General features: G+C 72.9%; 23 protein-coding genes. 13 read left to right on the top strand and 10 right to left on the bottom strand.

The window, feature by feature from the left end; translation table 11 throughout:
- Nucleotides 1-37: 37 nt before the first annotated feature.
- Nucleotides 38-1429 (bottom strand): NUDIX domain-containing protein, encoded by a 1392-nt coding sequence (locus OG753_RS01305; RefSeq protein ID WP_405786737.1) that lies wholly within the window; start codon nucleotides 1427-1429, stop codon nucleotides 38-40.
- A 242-nt stretch (nucleotides 1430-1671) separates the two neighbouring features.
- Entirely contained in the window at nucleotides 1672-1869 is a 198-nt protein-coding gene (locus OG753_RS01300; RefSeq protein WP_327260217.1) for an antitoxin, read from the bottom strand.
- A 197-nt stretch (nucleotides 1870-2066) separates the two neighbouring features.
- Here OG753_RS01300 and puuE point away from each other — a divergent pair, with 197 nt between their 5' ends.
- Together puuE and OG753_RS01290 are read left to right on the top strand one after the other, a co-directional pair.
- Nucleotides 2067-2975 carry an allantoinase PuuE gene (puuE, locus tag OG753_RS01295; protein ID WP_405786735.1) on the top strand — a complete coding sequence of 303 codons (909 nt, stop codon included), beginning with the start codon at nucleotides 2067-2069 and terminating at the stop codon, nucleotides 2973-2975.
- Between the two features lie 165 nt (nucleotides 2976-3140).
- Complete coding sequence (locus tag OG753_RS01290) at nucleotides 3141-3512, top strand: hypothetical protein (protein WP_327260215.1); 372 nt, start codon at nucleotides 3141-3143, stop codon at nucleotides 3510-3512.
- 224 nt (nucleotides 3513-3736) lie between these two features.
- Here OG753_RS01290 and OG753_RS01285 read toward each other — a convergent pair whose 3' ends face one another.
- Both OG753_RS01285 and OG753_RS01280 read right to left on the bottom strand, forming a co-directional pair.
- Nucleotides 3737-4732 carry an SDR family NAD(P)-dependent oxidoreductase gene (locus tag OG753_RS01285; RefSeq protein ID WP_405786734.1) on the bottom strand — a complete coding sequence of 332 codons (996 nt, stop codon included), beginning with the start codon at nucleotides 4730-4732 and terminating at the stop codon, nucleotides 3737-3739.
- Nucleotides 4729-5919, bottom strand: a complete 1191-nt coding sequence (locus tag OG753_RS01280; protein ID WP_405786732.1) for a UDP-N-acetylglucosamine--N-acetylmuramyl-(pentapeptide) pyrophosphoryl-undecaprenol N-acetylglucosamine transferase — start codon at nucleotides 5917-5919, stop codon at nucleotides 4729-4731. Before OG753_RS01280 ends, OG753_RS01285 begins: the two co-directional genes overlap by 4 nt.
- A gap of 136 nt (nucleotides 5920-6055) precedes the next feature.
- Here OG753_RS01280 and OG753_RS01275 point away from each other — a divergent pair, with 136 nt between their 5' ends.
- Together OG753_RS01275 and OG753_RS01270 are read left to right on the top strand one after the other, a co-directional pair.
- Nucleotides 6056-6787 (top strand): response regulator transcription factor, encoded by a 732-nt coding sequence (locus OG753_RS01275; protein WP_327266623.1) that lies wholly within the window; start codon nucleotides 6056-6058, stop codon nucleotides 6785-6787.
- Nucleotides 6784-8169, top strand: a complete 1386-nt coding sequence (locus OG753_RS01270) for a HAMP domain-containing sensor histidine kinase (RefSeq protein WP_327260212.1) — start codon at nucleotides 6784-6786, stop codon at nucleotides 8167-8169. Before OG753_RS01275 ends, OG753_RS01270 begins: the two co-directional genes overlap by 4 nt.
- A 185-nt stretch (nucleotides 8170-8354) precedes the next feature.
- Here the strand turns inward: OG753_RS01270 and OG753_RS01265 are convergent, their stop codons facing one another.
- The 3 genes from OG753_RS01265 to OG753_RS01255 all read right to left on the bottom strand — a co-directional run bounded on the left by OG753_RS01265 (nucleotide 8355) and on the right by OG753_RS01255 (nucleotide 9584).
- Entirely contained in the window at nucleotides 8355-8615 is a 261-nt protein-coding gene (locus OG753_RS01265; RefSeq protein ID WP_405786731.1) for a hypothetical protein, read from the bottom strand.
- Between the two features lie 133 nt (nucleotides 8616-8748).
- Entirely contained in the window at nucleotides 8749-9183 is a 435-nt protein-coding gene (locus tag OG753_RS01260; RefSeq protein WP_327260210.1) for an SsgA family sporulation/cell division regulator, read from the bottom strand.
- Between the two features lie 161 nt (nucleotides 9184-9344).
- Nucleotides 9345-9584 (bottom strand): DUF6479 family protein, encoded by a 240-nt coding sequence (locus OG753_RS01255; protein WP_327260209.1) that lies wholly within the window; start codon nucleotides 9582-9584, stop codon nucleotides 9345-9347.
- A gap of 256 nt (nucleotides 9585-9840) precedes the next feature.
- Between OG753_RS01255 and OG753_RS01250 the strand changes: the two genes are divergently transcribed.
- From OG753_RS01250 to OG753_RS01220, 7 genes are all read left to right on the top strand, one after another.
- Nucleotides 9841-11028 (top strand): YihY/virulence factor BrkB family protein, encoded by a 1188-nt coding sequence (locus OG753_RS01250; RefSeq protein WP_405786730.1) that lies wholly within the window; start codon nucleotides 9841-9843, stop codon nucleotides 11026-11028.
- A complete protein-coding gene (locus OG753_RS01245; protein ID WP_405786729.1) occupies nucleotides 10991-11404 on the top strand; it encodes a phage holin family protein in 414 nt (137 codons plus the stop codon). The genes OG753_RS01250 and OG753_RS01245 overlap by 38 nt, the downstream gene beginning before the upstream one ends.
- Nucleotides 11401-11826, top strand: coding sequence for a DUF3618 domain-containing protein (locus OG753_RS01240; RefSeq protein WP_405786728.1), 426 nt, complete (start codon nucleotides 11401-11403; stop codon nucleotides 11824-11826). Before OG753_RS01245 ends, OG753_RS01240 begins: the two co-directional genes overlap by 4 nt.
- Entirely contained in the window at nucleotides 11823-12089 is a 267-nt protein-coding gene (locus tag OG753_RS01235; RefSeq protein WP_327260206.1) for a DUF4235 domain-containing protein, read from the top strand. Before OG753_RS01240 ends, OG753_RS01235 begins: the two co-directional genes overlap by 4 nt.
- Nucleotides 12090-12391: 302 nt before the next feature.
- On the top strand, nucleotides 12392-13579 hold the full coding sequence (locus tag OG753_RS01230) for a glycoside hydrolase family 64 protein (RefSeq protein ID WP_405786726.1): 1188 nt from the start codon (nucleotides 12392-12394) through the stop codon (nucleotides 13577-13579).
- Nucleotides 13580-14097: 518 nt separating this feature from the next.
- Complete coding sequence (locus OG753_RS01225) at nucleotides 14098-15612, top strand: glutamate synthase subunit beta (RefSeq protein ID WP_327260204.1); 1515 nt, start codon at nucleotides 14098-14100, stop codon at nucleotides 15610-15612.
- 281 nt (nucleotides 15613-15893) lie between these two features.
- Nucleotides 15894-16565 (top strand): alpha/beta hydrolase, encoded by a 672-nt coding sequence (locus OG753_RS01220; RefSeq protein ID WP_405786725.1) that lies wholly within the window; start codon nucleotides 15894-15896, stop codon nucleotides 16563-16565.
- A 65-nt stretch (nucleotides 16566-16630) separates the two neighbouring features.
- Here the strand turns inward: OG753_RS01220 and OG753_RS01215 are convergent, their stop codons facing one another.
- From OG753_RS01215 to OG753_RS01205, 3 genes are all read right to left on the bottom strand, one after another.
- Nucleotides 16631-16855 carry a hypothetical protein gene (locus OG753_RS01215; protein WP_327260202.1) on the bottom strand — a complete coding sequence of 75 codons (225 nt, stop codon included), beginning with the start codon at nucleotides 16853-16855 and terminating at the stop codon, nucleotides 16631-16633.
- A gap of 113 nt (nucleotides 16856-16968) precedes the next feature.
- Entirely contained in the window at nucleotides 16969-17418 is a 450-nt protein-coding gene (locus OG753_RS01210; protein ID WP_405786724.1) for a DUF2231 domain-containing protein, read from the bottom strand.
- Between the two features lie 54 nt (nucleotides 17419-17472).
- Nucleotides 17473-18369: an NAD(P)-dependent oxidoreductase gene (locus OG753_RS01205; RefSeq protein ID WP_405786723.1), complete on the bottom strand. Its 897-nt coding sequence runs from the start codon at nucleotides 18367-18369 to the stop codon at nucleotides 17473-17475.
- A 235-nt stretch (nucleotides 18370-18604) separates the two neighbouring features.
- Here OG753_RS01205 and OG753_RS01200 point away from each other — a divergent pair, with 235 nt between their 5' ends.
- On the top strand, nucleotides 18605-22048 hold the full coding sequence (locus tag OG753_RS01200) for an AfsR/SARP family transcriptional regulator (protein ID WP_405786722.1): 3444 nt from the start codon (nucleotides 18605-18607) through the stop codon (nucleotides 22046-22048).
- Between the two features lie 222 nt (nucleotides 22049-22270).
- Nucleotides 22271-23137 carry a helix-turn-helix domain-containing protein gene (locus OG753_RS01195; RefSeq protein WP_405786721.1) on the top strand — a complete coding sequence of 289 codons (867 nt, stop codon included), beginning with the start codon at nucleotides 22271-22273 and terminating at the stop codon, nucleotides 23135-23137.
- The last annotated feature ends 71 nt before the right edge of the window (nucleotides 23138-23208 follow it).

The following is a 23208-nucleotide window of genomic DNA, read 5'->3' as shown; positions in this document are numbered from 1 at the left end:
CGCGGCGCGTCCCGGGGTGGTCCCGATGCGGCCGGCCTCACGGGCGCCGGGCGGTGCGCAGACGGCGCAGGGTGCGACGGCCGCGCTCGACGACCTCGGGGTCGTGGTGGCTGTGGCCGTACGCGATGCCGGCGACCGAGTCGAAGGCGGCCTCGCAGTCCAGGCGGACCACCTCGGTGGGCGTGAGCGGCCGTCCGTACCCGCCGAGGAAGGCGGCGCGGAGCTCGGGCCGGCCGGCCCAGGTGTCGCTCAGACGGACCATGTCCCTGGTGCGGGTGGCGTACTCGGACCGCTCGAAGTCGAACAGTCGCACTTCGCCGTCGTCGGCGAGGAGGACGTTTCGGTACTGCAGGTCCCCGTGCGTGGGTACGAGTTCGGGCCGCGGGAGCCCGTCGTACGTGCGGGCGGCGGCGAGGACCAGCTCCTCGTCCCCGTCGGCCAGGTGGGGCCGGGCCGCCTCCAGGTGACGCAGGACCTTGTCCGAGGCCGGGTCGGGCGAGACCGGCTGGTCCGGCTCGTCCGGCGTGCAGTGGTGCAGGGCGGCGGCGAGGCGGCCCAGCTCCCGCTGGACGAGGACCTCGACCGCCGGGTCCAGCACCATGCCGTGCGGGGACCGCCCCGCCAGCGCGGTGATGACGACGGCCTGCGTCGCCGTGTCGGCCGCGACGAGGCGGGGTGCGTGGTGCCCGAGCGCCGGCGCCCACATCCGGTAGGCGGCCACCTCCCGGGTGTGGAAGCCCACCGCGCGGTGCCGCTTGAGGTACCAGGTGCCACCACCGGAGCCGGTGATGCGCCAGACCCGGCTGCCGGGGCGCGCCCACGAGACGTCGACCGCCTCCGTGATCGGGCCGACGGTCCGCTCGGCGAACTCCCGCAGCAGGCAAGGCAGTTCCATTGCGTCCGCGGACGGCCCGGCCAGCAGGAGGGTGGGGTCGACCCCGTCCGGGGCGAACTCGATGAGATCGCCGGGCTGCTGGAAGTGCACGGCGGCGGGCAGGCCCGCGCGGTAGGCGTCCAGGCCGGCCCGGCAGTACGCCACCATCGGCTCCGCCAGGGCGCCGAGCGGGTACCAGCCCATGCCGTCGCACCGGTCCGGCTCCCTGACCCGGGGCAGGCCCGACCAGCGCCGTACCTCGAAGAACACCCCGATCCGCGATCCGGTACCCCGGGGAGGGCGGTGGTGGACGGTGACCGCGGCGGTCACGTCCTCGACCGCGATGAGGACACCGGTCTCCTCCCGGGCCTCCCGGATCACCGCCGCGACCATGTCCTCACCCGGGTCGAGGTGCCCGGAGGGCAGATGCCACAGGCCGGTGGCGTACACGGGCCCGGCCCGCCGCGACAGCAGCACCTCCGGGCCGGTCAGGCCGTCGCGGCGCAGGATGAGGTGCACGTCGACCGGCACGGTGTGCCGGGCGGAGCCGCTCACCGGGAGGATCCCACGGACGGCTGCGGAAGGGCCTGTGCGGGCGTACCGGTGCGGCACTTGCACGCGAGCACGTCGATCGCTTTCCCCCTCGCCCGGGTGGTGTCGGTCCGGCAACAACCGCCCTACCCAAGCCCACTGCGCGTCATTCGCCCGGATCTCCGGCCCTCCGCCCCGCTGCGCCGGTGCGGCGAGGCGGGGCGCAGGGCCGGAGATCCGGGCTGAGCACGGGGATCCAGAAATGCCTAGGGCTGCGGCGGGCGGTCCTCGGGCGGCTTGGTGGATCCCAGCTGCTCGTTGATCCTCTGCTGCGCCGTGTCGACCTGGCTCTGGTACTTGTTACCGGTCTTCGCGTCGAAGGCGTCGCCGGCCTTCTCGACGCCTTGCCGGGCTGTGTCCTCGTGGCCCTTGATCAGGCCCTTGAGCTTGTCGAGCATCGACATCTTGGCCTCCTCGCGGATGCTGGCGCATCCAGCATCCCGGCATCCGCCGGGGTCCGCATCTTCTGCTGCCGGTGGCCGTCGGGAGGAGGGCTGCGGCGGGGTACTTTCGAGCCCCCACCCAAGGTTGCGTACCCCGGAGCGGGCCGCCTCGTTGCGCCCCACCGGCCACGCGTCCGACCGGCGGTAGGGTGCGGCCCGTGTCCGAGCACCAGCGTGATCTCATCGGCTACGGCGCCGAGCCCCCGCACGCCGCATGGCCCGGCGGCGCACGTGTTGCCGTCAGCCTCGTCCTCAACTACGAGGAGGGCGGTGAGCAGAACGTCCTGGAGGGCGATCCCGCCTCGGAGGGATTCCTCCACGAGCTCGTCGGCGCACCGCCCGTGAGCGGCGGGCGCGACCTGAACGTCGAGTCGCTGTTCGCCTACGGCTCGCGGGCCGGCTTCTGGCGCGTCCACCGCACGCTCGCGGCTCACGGTGCGCCGCTCACCGTCTACGCCGTCGCGCAGGCGCTGGAACGCAACCCGGGCGCCGCACGGGCGATGGGCGCTGCCGGCTGGGAGGTCGCGAGCCACAGCCGGCGCTGGATCGACTACCGCCATGTCCCCGAGGACGTCGAGCGCGCCGACATCGCGCGCTCGATCGCGACGATCGAGCGGCTCGTCGGCCGCCGGCCCGTCGGCTGGTACACCGGTCGCACGAGCCTCAGTACCCGCCGCCTCGTCGCCGAGGAGGGCGGTTTCCTCTACGACTCCGACGACTACTCGGACGACCTGCCGTTCTACGTCGAGGCGGCGGGCCGGCCGCACCTCGTGGTGCCGTACAGCCTCGACGCGAACGACTTCAAGTTCCTGATCGTCCACGGCTTCACGACCGCCGACGACATGCTCACCTACCTCGTCGACACGTTCGACGCGCTGCACGCCGAGGGCGCCGACCGCCCGCGCATGATGAGCGTCGGCCTGCACTGCCGGATCATCGGCCGGCCCGGCCGCATCCGCGCCCTCGACGGATTCCTGAAGCACGTCGCGCAGCGCGGCGGGGCGTGGGTCACCACGCGCGAACGGATCGCGCGCCACTGGCTCACCACGCACCCGGCGCCGCGCTGACGGCGCCCACGGCCGGGCCGGCCGTGGGCGCCGGAGGACCGCGAAGGAGAACACCGCACCCCGACACGCCGGTGTGGCCCGAACCGGAACCGGTTCGGGCCACACCGGCGACCGGTTCTCGCCTCTCCCGGACCGCCCTCACCGCGCCGGACGCATAATGCCGCAATGAACAGCAACCACGTGGTTTTCGACTGCGGACTGCCGATCGAGGACAGGATCAGGGAGCTCGTCCGGCTGTGGACCCGGGACGGGCGCGGTCCCGACCACCTCCTCACCGGCGAGGCGTTCTTCGCCGTGTACTCCTGGCACCTCAAATACTGGACGGACCACGACATCGCGTGGGCGGAGTTCGTCGCCGCGTCCTACGACGCCCTCGGCGGCCGCGCCGGCTGGGAGGCCATGCTCCGGGAGCGGGTGGAGTGCGGTGGCTGCGCGGACCGCTACCGCATGGAGAACATCGGCCTGTGCACCGGCTGCATGGGATACACCTGCTACTCCTGCGGCCCCCACAGCTCGTGCACGGGCGAGACCCTCTGAACCCGCGCCGGCACACTGCCGGGCCGCTCCGACCGCTCTGACCGGCCCTGATGTGCGATCGCCTCTGCCCGGACTTCAGGCGCTGCGCGGGCCGTCCCGTACCTGCCATGTGCACCGACCACTCCGGGACGTGAACGCGGTCGCACCGATCGGCTGCCGGTGATCGGTGCGACCCGCCGCCCGAGCCGCCGCCGCCCGGCGGTCGGACGGTCCCGGCGGAGGGGCTACACCGCGTACCGGTCCGGCGCGAAGAGGGAGGGGTTCGCCGCGATCCAGTCCGACGTGCGGCGCAGGCCCTCCTCCAGGCCGACGCGGGGCCGCCAGCCGGCCCACTCGCGGGCCCGGGAGTTGTCCGACAACAGGCGCTGGACCTCGCTCCCCGACGGACGCAGCCGGGTCGGGTCCGCCACCACCGCCGCATCCCGCCCCGAGGCCGCGATCAGGGCCTCGGCGAGCGCGCCGACGGAGATCTCCTCGCCGGTGCCGAGGTTGACGGTCTCACCCAGCGCCCGGTCGCAGTCCGCCACCGCCAGGAAGCCCTCCGCCGTATCCGTCACGTACGTGAAGTCCCGGGTCGGGGTGAGCGAGCCGAGGCGGATCTCCCTGGACCCCGCGTGCAGCTGGGCCAGGATCGTCGGGATGACCGCGCGTGCCGACTGGCGCGGCCCGTACGTGTTGAAGGGGCGTACCACCGTCACCGGGAGTTCGAAGGCATGGTGGAAGGAGAGCGCCATCATGTCCGCGCCGATCTTCGACGCCGAGTACGGGGACTGCGGCTGCAGCGGGTGGCTCTCGGAGATGGGCGCGGTCAGCGCCGTCCCGTACACCTCGCTGGTCGAGGTGTGCACGAGCCGGCGGACCCCGTGCCGACGGCAGGCCTCCGCCACGTTCTGCGTCCCGGTCACGTTCGTCTGCACGTACGCGCCCGGCGAGGCGTAGCTGTACGGAATGCCGATCAGCGCCGCCAGGTGGAAAACGGTGTCGCAGCCGGCCACCGCGTCACTGACCCGGCCCGCGTCGCGGACGTCGCCCGCCCACATCTCCACCGGGCCGTCCGGGTCGGCGAGGTAGCGCGCCAGGTGGCCCTTCTCGGCGTACGGCTTGTAGTGGACGAAGGCACGCACCCGCGCGCCCCGCGACACCAGCAGGTCCACCAGCGTCGAGCCGATGAAGCCCTCGGCGCCGGTGACGAGGACGGTGCGGTCGGTCCAGCTGTTCATATGCGCTCCAGGTGAGGGGCAGGGGAGGGGACGACACCGGCGACGCGGAGAACCTCCGCGGCCAGCAGTTCGGCGGCCCGCGCGTGCGGGCCGGGTTCGGCGGCGCCGGCCATCGCCGCCAGCCGGGCCGGATCGGCCAGCAGCGGCCCGATGAGGCCGGCGAGGCGTTCCGCGGTGGTCTCGTTGTCGGGCAGCAGCAGTCCCGCGCCCGCGTCGGACAGCACCCGCGCGTTGTGCGTCTGGTGGTCGCCGGGCGCGTACGGGTACGGCACCAGGACCGACGGGACACCGGTGGCCGCCAGCTCGGCGACGGTCGCCGAGCCCGCCCGGCACACCACCAGGTCGGCGGCCGCGTAGACGAGGTCCATCCGGTCCAGGTACGGCACGGCCCGGGCGATCCGCTGCCCGCCGGACGCCGCGAGGTCGGCCACCGTACCGACGAGCGCGGCCGGGCCGGTCTTGACCAGCAGCTGTACGTCGTCCCGGTACTGCCAGAGCCCGGCCAGCGCGGCCGCCGCCCGGGTGAGGCGTACGGCGCCCAGGCTGCCGCCGTTGAAGACGACCAGCCGCCGCCCCGCGGGGACGCCGAGCGCGCGCCGGGCCTCGGCGCGCAGCGCCACCCGGGCCGGCCCGGACAACTCGGCGAGGCCGGACAGGGCCGCGGAGATCGGCATCCCCGTGGTCAGCGCCCGGTCACCGCCCGCGAGGTGGCCCCGGCTGCGGTCGAAGGCCACCGCGACGTGCGGGGTGAGGCGGGCCGCGAACTGGTTGGCCCGGCCGGGCACCGCGTTGGACTCGTGGATCACGGCCGGCAGCCCGGCCAGCCGCGCCCCGAGGACGGCGGGGGCGCTGGGATAGCCGCCCATGCCCACGACCGCGTGGGCGCCCTGCCCCCGGATCACTGAGCGGGCCTGGTGCGCCGAACGCAGCAGCGCCGCGGGCAGCAGGTAGCGCTTCGCGCCCAGCGCGGGATCGAACGGGATCATGTCGACGGTGTGCAGGCGGTAGCCGGCGCCGGGGATCAGCTCGGTCTCCAGGCCCCGCTCGGTCCCGATGAACGAGACCACGGCGCCCGGCACGGCGGCGCGGAGCGCCTCCGCGAGGGCGAGGCCGGGATAGATGTGGCCGCCGGTGCCGCCCGCACCGATCACGACGGACAGTGCCGCGGGTGTGTGTGGTGTGGTCATGGCCGCACACTCCCGGTGCGCCCTAAGAACGTTCTAAGAGGTTCTCTCAGAAGCCTTTGGCAGGCTTTGCCCCATGAGCTCCACGGACAGCACAGGCAGCGCGGACAGCACAAGCAGCATCGGCGGCACGGGCAGCATGAACCAGGCAGGCGCCGCACTCCACGCGGGCCACACCGGCCACAGGGACAGCCGTCGCATCCTCGTCGTCGACGACGAGCCCGAGGTGCGGGCGGCCGTAGAGGACGGGCTGGCGGTCGAGGGGTACGAGGTCCGGGGCGCCGCGGACGGCTTGGCGGCCCTCTCCCAGGTGGCGGCCTGGGAGCCCGACGCGGTCGTCCTCGACGTCATGATGCCCGTGCTCGACGGGCTCGCCGTCTGCCGGCAGCTGCGCGCGATGGGCGACCGTACGCCCGTCCTCGTCCTGACCGCGCTCGACTCCGTCAGCGAGCGCGTCGACGGACTGGAGGCGGGGGCCGACGACTACCTCGTCAAGCCGTTCGCCCTGGACGAGCTGGTCGCCCGCGTCCGGGCGCTGCTGCGGCGGGCCGCGCCCGGGCCCGCCGGCGCCGCCCCGCTCGGCTTCGCCGACCTCGTCCTCGACCCCGCGACCCGGACCGGGCGCCGGGGCGGACGGCCACTGGAGTTCAGCCGTACCGAAGCGGCCCTGCTCGAGCTGCTCCTGCGCCACCCCGGCCAGGTGCTCCCGCGCGAGCTGATCCTGGAGCTGGTGTGGGGACGGGACTTCGGCCCGGACTCCAACTCCCTGGCCGTCTACGTCGGCTACCTGCGGCGGAAGCTGGAGGCCGGGGGAGAGCCCCGGCTGGTCCACACCGTCCACGGGGTCGGCTACCGGCTGGACGCGGCGTGAGCGGCGGCCGTCGGCGGCTCGGCCGGGTCTGGCGCAGGCGCCGTCCTCTGCGGACCCGGCTGGCGCTCTCCGTCACCGCCGCCGTGGCCCTCGTGGCCATCGGGGTGTGCGTGGCGGCGTACGTGGTGGTCCGGTCCGTGCTCTACCAGCAGCTCGACCTCAGTCTGACCCAGGCCGCGCGGCTCGCCGCCCAGCGCGACCCGGGGGCCGCACCCGGCATCCTGGCCGGAGAGTGCCGCTTCCTGGCGGCTCCCGCCTGCGCGGAAGTGGTCCCCGCCGACCCGGCCAAGGACCCCGCGACGCCGGGCCAGCTACCCGTGGACCCGGCCGCGCGGAAGGTCGCAGCGGGCACGAAGGCCCCGTACTACACGAACATCACGGTGGCCGGATTCCCCGCACGCATGCTCACCACCGACTACGCCCAGGGGCGGGCGCTGCAGGTCGCCCTGCGGGCGGACACGGTCGAGGACGGCATCGAGGAGGCCTCCCAATGGCTCGTGCTGACGGCGGCGGCCGGCGTGCTGCTGGCCGCACTCCTCGGGCACTGGGTCTCACGGACCGGCCTGGCCCCCGTCACCCGGCTCACGGCGACGGCCGAGCGGATCGCCGCCACCCGTGACCCCCGGCACCGGATCGAACTGCCGCCACCGGGGCGGGAGGACGAGATCACCCGGCTCGCCACAAGCTTCAACACCATGCTGGGGGAGCTCGAACAGTCGGTCACCGCACAGCGCCGGCTGGTCGCGGACGCCTCGCACGAACTGCGCACCCCGCTGACGGCGCTGCGGACCAACGCCGAACTGCTGGCACGGGCGGACAGGCTCACACCGGACCAGCGCGAACGGGCCTCCGCCGCGCTGGGGCGCCAGCTGCGGGAGGTGACGGGGCTCGTGAACGACCTGATCGAGCTGGCACGCGACGAGGAACCGCAGCCGCTGGTGGAACAGGTACGGCTGGGCGCGCTGGTGGAGCACTGCGCACAGGCCGCACGGACGCACTGGCCGTCCGTGCCCTTCCACGTACGGGTGCCACCGGAGCCGGTCGTGGTGCCGGGGGTGCCGGCGCGGCTCAGCCGACTGCTGGGGAACCTGCTGGACAACGCGGCCAAATTCAGCGGGGGAGGGCTGCCCGTCGAGGTGGAGCTCGTGGCGGGCCTACCGGGCCGGGGGCCGGAACTGACGGTGCGCGACCACGGGCCGGGGATCTCGGCGCAGGATCTGCCGCACGTCTTCGACCGGTTCTACCGCGCCGGGGCGGCCCGCGCCCTGCCGGGGTCCGGTCTGGGCCTGGCCATGGCACGGCAGATCGCACGGGCGCACGCCGCCGAACTGATGGCGGAGGCCGCCCCGGGCGGGGGCGCTCTGTTCCGGCTGACGTTCTGAACGCGCCCCGGGCGGCCGCCCGGAACCCGCCGGGCCGCCCGCTACGGGGTGGGCGCGGCGGGGAAGCGGTCCCACACCTGGTGCCCGGCGAGCAGGGCGGCCAGGGCCTTCGTGGCGGAGGCCGGGGTTGACTCTTCGTACCGCGGCTACTTCGTGCGGCCGGTCACCGTCGTGGGCGCTCTGCCTCAGGTGGTGAGGCGGTTGGCGCCGTTCGGGTGAGCGGCGGTGCTGCTGCGGTCGAACCAGTAGTCCCCGGCCGCGAGGTAGCGGGAGGACGGGTCGGTCACGGCCCTGAGGTCGTCCGGCCGGTACGTGACCTCGTGAGGTCCGGGCTGCCGGTCGCCCGGGCCCGCGGCCACCTGGCCGGGCCGGTGCGGTACGTCGGTCGGCAGCGCGAACGCGACCTTGACCTCGGGCTGATCCTTACGACGATCGCGTTCGAGCACAGCGAAACTCCAGTCCGGAACGGGAGATACGGGGTCGCATCAGGATGACCCAGAGGCGTGCCGCACGCAGGTCGATCAACCAACCGACCAACCGTCCGCCTGCCTGACCGCACCCTCATTTCCGGAGGCGCGCTCAGTCCGGACACTGGATCCTGTACAGGAAGCCGTCGATGTCCCAGGAGTCGGACTCGGACCCGCGGGCCACCAACCCGTAGGACTGCTCAAGGAAGCAGCTCACCTGAGCAGAGTCGACGATCAGCACGGCCGACTCGTATCCGGTCAGGGTGTCCCCCCACAGCTCCATGACCAGGGTGTGATGTCCGCCCGTCGAGCGGGGTCGGAGGGCGATGGCGCCTTCTCCCACGGGGCGGCACACGCCCTCGGCCAGCATGTCCCGCTCGAAGTGCCACCGGGTGGGACGCCCGGCGTCAAGCATGAAGTCGAACCGGACCGCGTACGGGTCGGATGTGTCGTACACGGCACGCGTCGGTACCGGCAGGAGGCAGCCGGCCAGGTCGAGGTGCGTCGAGATCGTGTCGGAGAGAGAGGACAGCAAGGAGACCTCCACGAGGCAAAAGGTGACCGGCCGCGCGTACCCGCCGAACGCGCCTGGCAATCTGCGCCACCCGTGTGAATCCTGCGGGGCTCGAGAAGGGCACTTCAGGCCTCTAAGCGCGCGGCGCCGTCGAGGGAGGCCCGGTACGGACCGGGTCGCACAGGGGACTCGGGTCAAGGGCGTCGCGGGGCTGCGGGGCCGGTCCCGGGCCCGTCCGGCGTCTGCCACGAGTCCTGCCGGGCCCGTGCCGCCCGACTCTGCTCCGACGGCTGCGCACCGGGATCCTTGCGGGTCGCGGCGCGGCGGCTGCCGTACCAGAAGGCGCTGACCAGGAGTGCGGCCACCACCACGCCGGCCATGATCAGGAAGAGGGACGAGGAACCGGAAGCCGCGAGCGGCAGGGAAGCGATCATGGGGCGCGCCTACCCGCCGTCCGGTGATCTGCACGTGCGGGAAAGTGCGGATCCTCACGAATCGCCCGCGCCGCAGGGGGCACGCGCGACGTAGGGCCCGCGCGGCAGCGCGCCCGGCCGGGTACCGGACGGACCGCCCGACGACGGCTTCGCGACGCAGCGGGTGCCGCAGGAGCCGCCGGACGCGTACGAGATCTTCCAGAAGAAGCCTGAGACCTACGGGCATGAGTCCCGCCGAGACGGAAAGCCGCAGCGTATGAAACGCAGCTCGACGCCGGACCCCGGCGCGGAAGACGAGCGTCCGGACACCGGCACGAACGCGGGAGCGGGCGAGGGCACGGAGGCGGGGGCCGGCACAAGGGTGGGCCCCGGCGATCGGGTGCGGGAACGCGCCCCCGACCGGCCCACCGACCTGCCGAAGCGATCGTGGCGAGCCGTGCTGCGCGGCACTGTGAGGGAGTTCAGGAACGACGAGCTGGCCGACCGCGCAGCGGCCCTGACCTACTACGGGGTACTGGCAATCTTCCCCGCCCTCCTCGTCCTCGTGTCCCTGCTGGGCATCGCAGGCGAGTCGACGACGCAGCGCGTGCTGGACAACCTGCGGAGACTGGCGCCCGGCTCGGTCCGGGATGTGATCAGCGATGCCGTGATGCAACTGCAAGGCAGGAGCGGCATCGGCTCACTGGTCGCGGTCGTCGGCCTGGTCGTCGCCCTCTGGTCCGCCTCCGGCTATGTCGCGGCGTTCATCCGTGCCTCGAACGCCGTCTACGACGTTCCCGAGGGCCGGTCGGTGTGGAAGATCCTTCCGCTTCGCCTCGCCCTGACCGTGACGCTCATGCTCCTGGCCTGTGCGAGCGCACTGATCGTGGTGTTCAGCGGAGGGCTGGCCCGGCGGGCCGGCGAGGCACTCGGCGTGGGTGACAGCGGGCTCGCGGTCTGGTCGATCGCGAAGTGGCCGGTGCTGGTCCTTCTCGTCACGATCATGATCGCGCTGCTCTACTGGGCCGCTCCGAACGCCAAGGGGCGCGGCTTCGCATGGGTCACCCCCGGAAGTTTCCTGGCCCTGGCGATCTGGATGACCGCCTCGGCCGGCTTCGCCTTCTACGTCGCGAACTTCGCCTCCTACAACAAGACGTACGGCACGGTCGCGGGCGTGATCGTCTTCCTGGTGTGGCTGTGGATCACCAACCTTGCCGTTCTCCTCGGGCTGGAGTTCGACGCGGAACTGGCCCGCCAGCGGGCGATCGCGGGAGGGCTGCCCGAGCACGAGGAGCCGTACGTGCAGCCCCGCGACACCAGGGCATGGAGCGACGAGGACCGTCGCCGCATGGAGGGATCCGCCGTCCAGCCCGGAGGCAGGGAGCAACGAGACGTATCCGATCGACTCGAGGACGAGGTGAAGAATCATGCGCACGATCGAACCGAGCACTCGCCCCGCCGATGATTCGGTGGGCATGCTGATCTCGCGGGCGTCTCAGCAGATCTCGGAGCTGGTGCGCCAGGAAATGCAGCTCGCGCGGGCTGAGATGACGCAGAAGGGGAAGCGGTTCGGCACGGGTGGCGGCCTGTTCGGCGGAGCCGGACTCCTCGGCGTCCTGGCCGCCCAGGCCCTGGTGGTGGCGGGGATCGCCGCACTGGCTCTGGTACTTCCCGTCTGGGCCTCGGCCCTCATCGTCACCGCCGTTCTGGCGTCGAGCGCCGTGGTGGTGGCGATGGCAGGCAAGAAGCAGATCGCGAAGGCAGGCACACCGGCGCCGGAGCAGACGATGCACAGCCTCCAGGCCGACGTGGCCGAGATCAGGGAGAAGGCACACCGATGACCAGCCAGTCCCGCAACGAACCCGCTCCCCGCCGGCCCGCTGCTCCCCAACAGACCCAACAGACCCAACAGCCCGATCAACCTCGGCAGCCGACCTCCGGCGAACCCTCTGCCGAGGAACTGCGGGAACGGATCGAGCACACCCGCGATGAACTCGGCCGCACCGTCGAGGCGCTGGCCGCCAAGGCCGATGTCAAGGCGCAGGCCCGGGAGAAGACGGCCGCCATGAAGGAGCAGGCCACGGAGAAGGCCGCACTGGTGACGGGACGGATCCGGGGCGGGGTCGACCATGCCGTGCACCTGGCGGCCGAGAAGACTCCCGACCCCGTTGTCGACAAGGCGCGGCGGGCCGCACTGCTCACGGTCGGCGCTGCCCTGATCGTGTTCCTGCTGGTGCGGGGCAACCGGAGGAGGCACCAGTGAAAGCGTCGGCGATCGCATACAAGCCGGTCGGACTGGCGTTGGGCGCCCTCAGCGGCGCACTCGCCGGACTCGTGTTCAAGCAGGTCTGGAAGCTGATCGAAGGGGCGGACGACGCTCCCGACGCGACCGACGAGGACCGCTCCTGGCGGGCGATCCTGGTTGCCGCGGCCCTGCAGGGCGCGATCTTCGCGGCCGTCAAGGCCGCCGTCGACCGTTCCGGAGCGGTCGCCACCCGGCGCCTCACGGGCACCTGGCCCGGCTGATCGGCCGCAGCTTTCAGAGAGTGGAGACGCTCACCCAAGTGGCGGCGACGGCCAACGGCCGTCGCCGCTTCCATGTTTCGACCGGGTGGTCGCACGGCTGATGCGCCGATCCCGTCGGAACATGCTGGTCCAAGAGCCTTCAGGCGCGGACCCCGACGATGATCAGGCGCTCCGGACTCTGTCCAGTTTCTTGACAGAACTTGAGCACAGTCCGACGCTGAGAGCGCTCTCAGGTATCAATGGATGAACATGGGAGCGCCGAACCTCCCCACCGTCAGGTGCCCCCCACAAGGAGGAAGAGCGTGTTCCGTTTACCGAAAGTGCTTGCATCCGGGATAGCAGCACTGGTTGTCGGCGCCGGTCTGATGGTTTTCGGCCCGTCGCCGTCCGCAGAGGCCGTACCGGCGACCATCCCGCTCACGATCAAGAACAACTCGGGACGCAGCGAACCGGTCTACATCTACAACCTGGGTACTCTGCTGACGACCGGCCAGCAGGGCTGGGCCGACGCCAACGGCGGGTTCCACCCGTGGCCCGTCGGAGGCAATCCCCCCACCCCCGCGCCCGACGCGTCGATCGCGGGACCGGCCAACGGACAGACCAAGACCATCCGGATGCCCAAGTTCTCCGGACGCGTCTACTTCTCCATCGGCCAGAAGATCGTCTTCAAGGTCAGCACCGGCGGCCTGGTGCAGCCCGCCGTGCAGAACCCCTCCGACCCCAACCGCAACGTCCTGTTCAACTGGTCCGAGTACACGCTCAACGATGCCGGTCTGTGGATCAACAGCACCCAGGTCGACATGTTCTCGGCCCCGTACGCAGTCGGCGTGAAGGCGGCAGGCGGTACGGTCACCAGCACCGGGCGGCTCAAGCCGGGCGGCTACAACGCCGTGTTCAGCCAACTGCGTTCGGCAGGCTGGGGCGGATTGATCCAGAACCGTCCCGACGGCACCCCGCTGCGCGCGCTCTCGCCCGGCCACGGCATCGAGGCGGGCGGAATCCCCGCCGGCGTCATGAACGACTACATCAACCGCGTCTGGAGCAAGTACAGCTCTTCCACACTCACGGTGACGCCGTTCGCGAACCAGCCGAACCTCAAGTACTACGGCCGTGTCTCGGGCAACGTCATGAACTTCACCAACGGCTCGGGAGCGGTGGTCACCAGCTTCCAGAAGCCGGATTCCGACAGCGTCTTCGGCTGCTACAAGCTCCTGGACGCACCCAACGACCAGGTCCGCGGCCCGATATCCCGCACCCTGTGCGCGGGCTTCAACCGGTCGACACTGCTGAGCAACCCCAGCCAGCCCGACGCGAACGGCGCCAACTTCTACCGTGACGCCGTCACCAACCACTACTCCCGCGTCATCCACGGACAGATGGCCGACGGTAAGGCGTACGGCTTCGCCTTCGACGACGTGGGCGCCCACGAGTCGCTGGTGCACGACGGCAATCCCCAAGAGGCCTTCATGACACTGGAGCCGTTCAACTAGGCGAGGACGAAGCGGAGTACGAGCACAAGGACGAAGACGCGGGCGCCCGACCCCTTCCGGGCGCCCGCGTCTTCCTGTCGTCGCCGGAGCCCACGTTCGGTCTCCCGGTGAAGGACGAGGACGCAGGGACGGACGGCGTGACGCGGTGCGCAGGACGGTGGAGGCTCTTCGCGGCGCTCGCGCGCCACCCTGGCGTGACGTTCGAGAGCGAGAGCGAGAGTGGGAGTGGGAGTGGGAGCGGGACCGAGCAGCAGCGCAAGCCATGACTGTACGTAGCTGCTGCGCTGCCGGACCGCCGCCGACATCCACCGGCCGATCACGGCGACGGAGGGAGCAAACCCCCGCTTTCGCCGTCACCTTCCGCACTCGTCCGGTCACCGGATCCGCCAGGTCTGGGCGCCGTCGCGGAGGCGGCGTAATCTGGCCGAACCGCCATAGAACGCGCGCGTGCCAGGCAAACGGTGCGCGCTCCGTGTACCCCGCCGTACCCCGCCGCGACCGATCCAGGGAGGCGGCATGTGACCGATCCGTTCGGCTTCCTCAGGATCCCCCGCGAGGCCGTGCCGGCCCGCCCCGTCGAGGAACGGCTCCGCGACTGGCGCGAGGTCCACGCGGGCCAGGCGTTGCTGCCGCTCGTCTCCCGCCAGGCCGACCGCTGCATGGACTGCGGCATCCCGTTCTGCCACACCGGCTGCCCCCTGGGAAACCTCATACCCGAGTGGAACGCGTACGCCGCCCACGGAGACTGGCGCACGGCGTACGAGCGGCTCCACGCGACCAACAACTTCCCGGAGGTCACGGGCAGGCTCTGCCCCGCCCCCTGTGAGGACGCATGCGTCCTCACGATCAACGCGGACCCGGTGACCATCAAGAACGTCGAGCAGACGATCGCGGACGAGGGCCTGCGGCTCGGCTTCATGACCCCCCGGCCGCCGGAGAAGAGCAGCGGCAGGACGGTGGCCGTCATCGGATCCGGTCCGGCCGGACTGGCCGCGGCGCAGCAGCTCACCCGGGCCGGGCACCGCGTCACGGTCCACGAGAGGGCCGACCGGATCGGCGGACTCCTGCGCTACGGCATCCCCGAGTTCAAGATGGAGAAGGCGCACCTGGACCGCCGTATCGAGCAGATGCGGGCCGAGGGGACGCTGTTCGTGACGGGCACGGACGTCGGCGGCGCGACCGGTGCCGGAGCGGACGCGCTGCGGAGCGCCTGCGACGCCGTCGTCGTCGCGATCGGCGCCGGTGAACGCCGCGAACTGCCGGTGCCCGGCCGTTCGCTGCACGGCATCCACCAGGCCATGGACTACCTGACCTGCGCCAACCGGGTGCGGGAGGGCGACTACGCCGTATCGCCCGTGACCGCCGAAGGCAGACACGTGGTCGTCGTCGGCGGCGGGGACACCGGCTCCGACTGCCTCGGGACGGCCCTGCGGCAGGGCGCGGAATCCGTGCTCCAGCTCGACATCAATCCTGAGCCGGGCGCAGACCGCACCGACGGCGAGCCCTGGCCGGTGTACCCGAGGACGTACCGCATCTCCCACGCTCACGAGGAGGCCCGCGGGCGCGAAGGCAGAGACCCCCGGCTGTTCGCCTGCGCGACCCTGCGCTTCGAGGGGGACGCCTCCGGCCGCGTACGGGCGCTGCGCCTGACCGCCGTGGAGCCGGTGGCCCGCAGCCCCGTGGCCGGCACCGAGTACGTGATACCGGCCGGCCTGGTCCTGCTGGCCCTCGGCTTCTCGGGCCCCGAGCGCTCGGGCGGCCTGCGCGAGCAGCTGGGACTGGAACTCGACGAACGCGGCAACTTCGCGCGTGACGCCCGCTTCGCGGCGGGCGCCGGACGGGCGCCGGGAGTGTTCGTCGCGGGAGACGCGGGCCGGGGGCAGTCGCTGGTGGTCTGGGCCATCGCCGAGGGCCGGGCGGCAGCCGCGGCCGTGGACCGCTACCTGACCGGCTCGACGTGCCTCCCGGCCCCGGTCGCCGCGCACGACCGCCCGATGACGGCCTTGGGACGCATGCGCTACGGGGATTTCTGAGGCACGTCCTCCGGATCCTGCCGGATCCTGCCGGATCCTGCCGGATCCTGCCGGATCCTGCCGGATCCTGCCGGATCCTGCCGGATCCTGCCGGATCCTGCCGGATCCTGCCGGATCCTGCCGGATCCTGCCGGATCCTGCCGGATCCTGCCGGATCCTGCCGGATCCTGCCGGATCCTGCCGGACTCTCGACGGACTGCCGGTGCGGCCCGGCCACCGTCCGCGACTAAGATCACTGGCTCGATGGCGATGCGACCTACGCGACCTGGGGGCGGGCGAAGTTGGCAGCGGTGGTGTTCGTTCACGGCCTGTACCACCGTCCCGAGCACTTCGCCGCGGTGGCAGAGCAGCTGCAGGACGCGGGAACCGAGGTCGTCGTTCCCGAGCTGCACCGGGGCTCACTGCTCGCCGACACGGCCGCGGTCCAGGCCGCCGTCGACGCGCTGCAGGAGCCTCCGGTCGTGCTCGGTCACTCCTACGGAGGGTCGGTGATCACCGGCCTGCGCGGAGCGCGGCACCTGGTCTACCTGGCGGCCTTCGTGCCGGACGCCGGTGAGAGCGCGGCCGGTCTCGGCGGGGCGTCCCCGCAGCTCCAGGACGCGATCAGCCCTCAGCCGGACGGCTCGACCCGCCTGCACCCCGACCGGGCAGCCGCCGTCCTCTACGGCGACTGTCCCGAGCCGCTCGCAGCCCGGGCGGTCGACCTGCTGCGTGCCCAGGCCCCCGGCTGTGGGCGCGGCGTACCGGAGCGCCACGGCTGGAAGCACACTCGTTCCACCTACGTCGTCTGCGCGCAGGACCGGGCCGTCGATCCGGGCCTGCAACGGACGATGGCCACGCGCTGCACCGACGTGCGCGCATGGCAGACGGGCCACTCCCCGTTCGTGGGACAGCCGCGGCTCGTCGTCCGGCTGATGCAGGAATTGCTCGCCATCACCACCTCGCGCAGATGACGGTGCCCGCTGCCCTTGCCGTCCGGCTCCGAGCAGCGTCAGGTCAGTGCTCGCGCAGCGACAGGTCAGTGCTCGCGCCCGGGGCGGCGACGTTCGCGCAAGGGCTCACCGCCGCTGTCGCCCGGCCGGTCCAGCCGGCTGGCCTCGTCGGTGTCCGCCGCGCGCACGGCCTGTTCGTCCTTGGGGCCGGGTGCGGTGTGCGACGTCCTGCGACGTCGCTGTTGGTCGTGGTCGTCATCGTGGTCGTGGTGGTGGAGCGGGGCGCCGCCGGCGCCGCCCTGGTCTTCCATGGCGGATCCTTCCCGCATCGGAGCCCCCGAGCGGCTGCTGCCCGGGCCGCGGCACCCGAAACCTGGACGACCCGCACGGCACGGCACGGCACGATGCGCGCTGTACAGCGAGGTCATGGGCCCGTGTGCGTTGCGCCGCCCGGAGCCCCGGGGTCCGGCCGGCCCGCGTAGGCGATGTGCCCGCCCAGGGCCCCGCTGACCGCCACGGCACTCAGCCCGGCCAGCGACCAGAGGCGGCCGCGCGCGCCCCGGCCCCGCAGCCGGTCCGACAGCGAGACCACGTAGCAGCCGACGGCGGCCACGTTGGCGATCGCGTGCGCGACCCCGACCCTGGCCTGCCGCGGCGGCAGCTCCGCCCAGTCCGCCCACCCGGCCGCGGCCGCCGGAGCGCCCCCGACGAGGCCGACCGCCGTCAGGACCGTGGCGTACCGGTGTGCCCCGGGCACGGTGTCCAGCACGGCGGCGGACAGCCAGCACCCCATCGGTACCTCCACCAGCATGGGATGCGCGGGGTGCCCCAGCGGCTCACCCCGCAGCAGCCCGCGGAGCGGTCCGGTGTCCACGCCAGCAGCCCTGAGCCCTGTCCTTCGGCTGTTGCCGATCCCCAACGGTCACGCTCACCGAAGGGCATCGGCATGCAAGGACTCCACGGCCCTGGACAGGCTGGACGCGGCGTGACCCGCGCGGACCTGGTCGTCGAAGAGCCGCTGCAGCGGCGCCAGCAGGTCCGTCGGCAGTCCCTGCGCCTCGGTGGTGGAGAGGATGTTGCGCAGCCCCACCGCATTGATCTCCAGATTGGAGGTGGTCGTGGCGTAGTCCTTCGCATCGATCTCCTCCGCGAAGGCCGGGAGGGCGTCGGCGGCCGCCGTCAGCCACCGCACCAGCGGGCGCGTCAGCTCGGCCGCCCCGATTCCCTCCGTGTCGGCGAGTGCCACGGCCTGGAAGAACCCGGCGAACATCCCGTACATCCCGCTGAGCAGAGCGGTGTCGTACACGGAGGACAGCTCGGGAGCCGGGCCGACGAGGCTGCCCTCACCGATCGTGTCGAGGACCGTGCGGTAGGTCCGGTACGCCGCCTCGTCGCCGCTGTAGAGGACGAAGGCGGCGGAGGTGCCGATCGTCTGGGGCACCGCGTACACCGCGCCGTCCAGGTAGGCGGCCTGCTGGTCGGCCGCCCAGGCGCCGAGGGCGCGCGCGGCCGGCGGGGTGCCGGTGGTCAGGTTGACGACCGTACGGCCGGCCAGTGCCCCGGCCGTCGGCAGCAGCAGCTCGCCGACCGTGTCGTAGTCCAGTACCGCGACGACGACGAGTTCTCCTGCCGCCACGGCATCGGTGGGAGTGCTCGCGAGGGACGCTCCGCGGGCCACCAGAGCGTCGGCCTTTCCCGCCGAGCGGTTCCACACGGTGGTGGGGTGTCCCTGCGTCAGGAAGGCGTCGGCCAGGGCTTGGCCGAGGTTGCCCAGGCCGATGACGCTTACCGGGATCCTGTGGGGTGCGGCGGCGATTGCGCTCATGATCGTTCTCTCCTCGTGTCGGTGGTGCTGCCGAACAGGACCCACCCTGCGAGGCCACGCTGCCGGTCTGCTGCCGGTCTGCTGCCGGTCTGCTGCATCTCCGCTGCCGGTCTGCCGGTCAGCCGTCTGCTGCCGGACGACTGCATGGCGGCCGCAGGACCGCTCGGCCGGGCCCGCTCCGCGGCGGGGACACGGAGCCCAGTTGGGGGACAGCGCGCCGGTTAGGCTGATCGACATGCGTGTGGGGGTTCTGGGGCCGCTGGTGATCTGGACGGGTGACGGCGAGCCGGTGGCCGTGACCGGGGCGCGGGTGCGCCGGCTGCTCGCCCGGCTGCTCGTCGAACCGGGCCGCCCCGTCTCCGCCGACCGGCTGGTGGACGCACTGTGGGGCGGCCCGGACGCCGAACTGCCCCTCCACCCGTACGCGAGCCTCCAGGGCCAGGTCTCGCGGCTGCGCGCCGCACTTGAGCGCGCCGCGCCGCAGGACGGCCGCGGCCGCCTGCTCCACGAAGCGGGCGGCTACCGGCTGGAGCTCGCGCCGGGGCAACTGGACGCTCAGCGGTTCGCCGAGCTGGCCGCCAGGGCCCGCGTACAGGCCCTCGTACCCCGACCCCGTGCCGAGTTGCTGGGCGAGGCCCTCTCCTTGTGGCGCGGCGAGGCCTACGCGGGCCACACCGACGACCCGTCCGTGCGTGCCGCGGCCGCCCGGCTGGAGGAGGAACGTCTCCTCGTGCGGGAGGAGTTACTGGACCTGCGGGTGTCACTGGGCGAGGAGCGCGTCGTTCTCGGCGAGCTCGACCAGCTCGTTGCGGCCCATCCGCTGCGCGAGCGACTGCGCGCCGTCCAGCTGCGGGCGCTGTACCGGGCGGGTCGGCAGACGCAGGCACTGGAGAGCTACGAAGCACTCCGATACAGGCTCGACAGGGACCTCGGACTGGAGCCGGGCCGGGAATTGACGGCACTGCTGCAGGCGATCCTCCGCCAGGACGCCGACCTTGACCTGCAGCTCCCTCCGCGCAACCAGGCAGCGCCGGCAGACGGAGGAGCCCGGCGCGCGGTCCCCGGCGGCGATGCGGCGGCAGCAGTCCCAGGGGCCGCACAGGCCCCGCAGTCGCCACAGGCCGCGCAGGCCGCGCCGCGTACGGGCAGAACCGGAATCGCCGGACGGCCGCGGCTGCCCGAACCGCTCACCCGACTCGTCGGACGCGGAACCGATCTCGCCGCCGTACGGGCCCTGTTGGCGCACTCCCGGCTGGTCACCCTCACCGGACCCGGCGGTGTCGGCAAGACCCGCCTGGCCGTCGAATGCGCAGGCGAGGCGTCCGCCCGCAACACGGACGGCGCGCAGCTGGTCGAGCTCGCGCCCCTCCCCGCAGGCGCACCGGCCGACGCCGTGGCCGGCGCGGCACTGCGGACTTTGGGCGTACGCAGCCCCGAGGGCGAACACCCCGAGGCCGTGCACCTGCTCGCGGGCGCCCTCCGGGAACGGAGCCTCCTCCTGCTGCTCGACAACTGCGAGCACGTCTGCGACGCCGTGGCAGAGGTGCTGGCGGCGGTACTCCCGCAGGCGCCCGGGGTCTCGGTGCTCGCCACCAGCAGGGAGCCGATCAACCTGGCGGGGGAGGCGGTGCACCTGGTGGCGCCCCTCGAACCCGCCGATGCCGTCGCCCTGTTCACGGCCCGCGCCGGACTCCCGCCGGACCGTACCGCCTCGCCCGAGGACATGGCGGCCGTCGAGGGCCTGTGCGTCCGGCTCGACGGGCTTCCGCTCGCCCTGGAACTGGCCGCCGCCCGCGCCCCCGCCCTCGGCGTGCACGGCCTGCTCGCCGGACTCGACGACCGGTTCGCCCTCCTGTCGCGGGGGCTGCGCGGGGTACCCCCGCGGCAGCGCACGCTGCGAGCGGTGATCGACTGGAGTTGGGCACTGCTCGGCAGCGCTGAAGAATCGGTCCTCCGGCGGCTGTCCGTACACGGCGGCGACGCCTCGGCGGAGGCCGCGGGTGTGGTGTGCGCGGATGCTCCCGCGGACGCGCTCGGGGACGCGCCCGCGGACGTTCCCGTACCGCCGGACCCACAATCCGCCCCGGTTCCCGAGGTACGGGAACACCAGGTTCCGCTGGTGCTGGACCGCCTGGTGGAACGCTCGCTCGTGGTCCTCGTCGACCGTCCGGAGGGCCGCCGCTACCGGCTGCCGGAATCCGTGAAGGCATACGCCCGGGAGCGACTGCGGGAGGCCGGTGAGGAGCGAGGCGCCCGCGCCCGGCACGGTACGTACTACCGGGAGCTGGCGCTGCGGGCCGAACCCCTGCTGCGCGGCCCGCACCAGCGGCTCTGGCTCGCACGGCTCGACGCGGCCGAGGCCGAGCTGTACCCGGCGGTCGAGGAGGCGCTCGAGCACGGCCGGGTGGTACCCGCCCTGAGCACGGCTCGCGCTCTGGCCCGGTACTGGCTGCTGCGCGGCAGACCCGCGCAGGGAGGCCGTCTGCTGGACGCCTGCCTCGCGGCGGAGCGCGACCACCTCGCTTCCCACGGCGGGCCGGACCAGGGCGGGCACGCGGGGGAGCGGATCGCCGCCGTGGCCCTGGCGACGGCCTGGCGGGCCGGCCTGACGGTGTGGGAGGGCACGTCGCTGTCCGCCGAGGGCCTGCTGCGTGCCGCGGCGGCCGCCCTCGACGCGCGGGAGGCGGCGGACCGCGACCCGCTCGGTCACGCCCATGCCCTGTGGTTCCTGGCCGCGGCGCAGATGGGTGCGGGGGACGTACCCATGGGTGAGGAACTCGCCGACCGGGCACTGGCCGCGGCCGAGAGGCTCGGCGATTCCTGGGGGACCGCGGCCGCGCTGAGCGTGCGCGCCCGGCACGCCCTCGCGCACGGCGACCTGGCCGGCGTACGCCGCGACGCAGAGCGCAGTGCCCGGCTGTTCGGCGGACTGGGCGACCGCTGGGGCCTGCTCCAGACGGTGTTCCCCCGAGCCGCGCCGCACGAGATCGCGGGCGAGTACCCGCAGGCGGCCCGGCTGCACGAAGAGGGCCTGGCCCTCGCCCAGGAGCTCGGGCTGAGGACCGAGGCGGGCAAGCGGCTGTGTGCCCTGGGCCGGCTGGCGTTCCTTGCGGGGGAGTACGAGGAGAGCCGTGAACGGCACGCGGACGCCCTGCGCCTGGCCAGGGAACAGAGCCACCGCGCCGGGGAGGCCGATGCCCGGATCGGACTCGGTCTGGTCGCCCGGCGCACCGGCGACCTCACCGGCGCAGAGGAGCACATGCGGGCGGTCCTGGCATGGTTCCGGGACGCCGGCTACGGGCCCGGCACGACGCTCGCCCTCGCCGAACTCGGCTTCACGGCCGAACTGCGGGGGGATGTGGAGCGGGCCCGTACCCTGCACGCCGAAGGACTCGCGGCGGCGCGGGCACTGGGAGACGTACGTGCGGTGGCGCTCGCCCTGGAGGGCCTGGCGGGCACGGCAGCAGCCGGCGGCGAGCCCGAGCGGGCAGCGCGGCTGCTCGGCGCCGCCGATGCGGCCCGCACGTCGGCTGGCACGCCGCTGCCGCCCGCCGAACGGCACGACGTGGACCGGGCCTGGTCGGCCTGCCTGTCCGCACTGGGCCGGACGGCGGCCGAAGCGGCCTTCGCCTCCGGCGCCGCACACCCACCCGTGGCCGAAGCCCCGGTCCACTGCTGAGAGCCCCCTGGCCACTCGCCCCATGGCGGAGGCTCGGGGGCACGTCGGCAAGGGGGAGGCAGGGGCCGGCCCACTCGACCAATGATCGCGATCCGGCGTCGGGGGACGTCCCTTCCGGCTTTCCGGTGTGCGCGCACCCGACCCGATCGGGCACAGGATGTCGGGTCCGGCAGGGTGCCCGCTCCCTAGCATGGTGATCACGAAAGAGGAAGGAGACCGGGAGTGCTGGAGCGTCTCAACCAGACCCTGGAGTACATCGAGAGTCACCTCGACCGGCAGGTCGACGGGGCGGAGCTGGCACGCATCGCGGCCACCTCGGAGTACCACCTGCGCCGGATGTTCTCCGCGCTCGCGGGCATGCCCCTGTCGGAGTACGTACGTCGCCGCCGGCTCACCCTTGCGGGTGCCGAGGTGCTCGCAGGGCATGAATCTCTGCTGGAGATCGCGGTGCGCTACGGCTACGGCTCGGGCGAGGCGTTCGCCCGGGCGTTCCGCGCGATGCACGGGGTCGGTCCGGGCGAGGCCCGGCGCACCGGCGCCGCGCTCGTCTCCCAGCCCCGGTTGACCTTCCGTCTCACCGTCGAAGGGACCAGCAGCATGCGTTATCGCGTAGTGGACAGGCCGGACTTCAGCGTCGTCGGCCTCAAGGCCCGGGTGCCACTGGTGCACGCGGGGCCGAACCAGGCGATCATCGACTTCGTCCGCGGGACCGACCCGCAGGTCCTGGAGCGCCTGGAGAAACTGTCGGACCAGGAGCCCCACGGCATCGTCGCGGTCTGTGACGACCTGGACCCGAGCCGGGCGGAGGGCACCGAACTCGACTACTACCAGGCGGTGATCACGTCGGCGGCCGCCCCCGAAGGGGCAGCGATCCTGCCGGTCCGGGCCGGCACCTGGGCCGTCTTCACCACCTCCGGACCGGCCCCGCAGGCCATCCAGGAGCTGTGGCGGGACGTGTTCACGCAGTGGTTCCCGTCCAACCCCTACCGCAGCCGACCCGGCCCGGAGATCCTGCGGACCCGCATGTCCGCGGACCACACCGAGGCGGACGCCGAGCTGTGGCTCCCGGTGGAGCGGGAACAGGGCTGAACAAGGCCCGAGCCGACAGGCGTCGGAAGGCGTGAGAGGTACGGTCCGGGGTACAGAAACCGGACAAGCCG

Origin of the sequence: Streptomyces sp. NBC_00029 (genome assembly GCF_045160505.1) — a bacterium.
In the GTDB taxonomy this organism is placed as follows: domain Bacteria; phylum Actinomycetota; class Actinomycetes; order Streptomycetales; family Streptomycetaceae; genus Streptomyces.
This window is presented reverse-complemented; position numbering and strand designations above follow the sequence as displayed.